This is a genomic window from Fulvivirga sp. (assembly GCF_040220315.1).
GTDB lineage: Bacteria > Bacteroidota > Bacteroidia > Cytophagales > Cyclobacteriaceae > Fulvivirga.
On the sequence record NZ_JAVJUY010000169.1, the window covers coordinates 1 to 1,897 of the forward strand.

Here is a 1,897-nt window from a genome sequence, read left to right on the forward strand (position 1 = left end):
ATCCCAAAAAGAAGTTTGGCATCGTAGCCATCACCAATGGCTGCAACGGCTGTGTGGATGAAAGCTGGCGCAACCTGATGCTGCCGGAGGTGACGAGGCTGTTGTATGAGGAGTTGGTGAAGTAGGAAGGCTATTTCACAACATTAAACTTGCGGGCTGTCTTTGACGTGTGCAAGTGTTAATTCCCGGAACATTTCTACAAAACCTGTCCTCTGTATTTCCTGATAAGTCTGTGAAAGGAAAGGAAATCAGGATTACATCTCCTTTTTTCATTTAAATCTTTCTTTCAAGTCTTCAAGACACTTTTTGAGCTGTTCCAGTTTTGTCTTAAAATATTTAACTTACAAATTAACGGGTTAGTGTATGATAAATATTTGGTCTTAATGACAAAATGTGTTGTTCCCCTTTTGATTTTACTATTAAGCTTTACGCTTAATGCCCAATCAAATCTTGCATATAAAACTAGCGCAATTCAACTTGGGATCGTTCCCGGACTAAGTACAAATGGTATCGATCCGGGAGAGTATTATAATCTCATCTCTATAAATGTATTCACTGGTTATGGGAGAAGCACTAAATATTTTGAACTCAATGGATTAGGTGGATTTAACACTCATTCATCAAGTGGCATTCATATCTCCGGCATATCAAATTTTATTGGTGGTAATGGTCAAGTTGGAAAAACTGACAATGAGAAAGAGAAAACCGAAGGGATAGCGTATACTCCTGAATTGCATGGGTTTCAGTTATCTGGCCTCATTAATTATGTAGGTTATAACACAATTGGAAGTCAGATATCCTTAGGATTTAATAGCACAAAGAATTATTTGCTTGGTGTTCAAATGGGTGGGATTCTTAATAGCGTGGGTTCTTTTACCAGTGGGGCTCAATTTGCACTTGGGGTAAACCTCACTAAAAAATCTATGTCCGGTACCCAAGCTTCACTTCTTTTTAATTCATCCGGAGGAAGGCATTCTGGTTTTCAGCTATCTACTATAAATCACACTGGTGAAATAGGTAATCCAAAAGGTACAGCTGAAGGTACGGGCACTTCAATGCAATTGGGGTTGATCAATATTTGTGGAAATATGGGTGGTTTTCAGGTAGGATTAATCAACATCGGTGACAGAGTTGGTGGAACACAAATAGGACTCTTTAATTTCTTCAAAAATGAAAAGGTCGGTAATTTCTCTGATGGACCAGCCTACGGATTACTGAATTTTGGATATTTCATCCACCCTAAGATTTATATGTCAGATCTATTCCTTTCAAATTTTGGCATCAATACGGGAAAGCCTCTGAATTCACGGGTATCCGACGCAAAAAGAAACTTCTATTCCTACAATGAGTTAGTTTACTCTAGAAACTATGGAACTAATAATGGCATGATTTGGGGACTATCATATCGAGCAGGAATAATTTCTTATCACAAAGATATAGGCCCTGAAAACAGGAAAAACTACTACAGCATTTCAGGAGAAGTAGGTCATGTTAATCCTAATTTAGAAACGGATAATATCCTCAACTTAAGATATGCTATTCATTTTGAGACAGGGTTTCGCTTGCCTCCTAGACTGAATAGTATTTACCCATTTATTGGTGTATCTTTTAACTACATGCCTATCTATTATGGCAATTTTATTGAAGTATCAAAAAGTTCTACAAATGAAAGCAGGCTTTGGCCAGGTTTATCGATAGGAGTAATGTTATACTAATTATGCATAGTCTCTTGAATTTGCATAAAGACACTCATGGAAATAAAGACTTGAGCTTTTCAATCAAATCATTCCCTCTTATGTATTTATCAATTATTTCTCCATTAGGATCCACTAAGTAGTTCGTAGGTATTGAACTAATATCATATATAACAGGATACCTACCATTCCTTCCTTGTAGA

1 protein-coding gene is annotated in these 1,897 nt (G+C 37.0%); it reads left to right on the forward strand.

What is annotated here, in order from left to right; translation table 11 throughout:
• Positions 1–407 precede the first annotated feature (407 nt).
• Positions 408–1,715, forward strand: coding sequence for an LA_2272 family surface repeat-containing protein (locus RLO81_RS08175; protein WP_350109880.1), 1,308 nt, complete (start codon positions 408–410; stop codon positions 1,713–1,715).
• Positions 1,716–1,897: the final 182 nt, after the last annotated feature.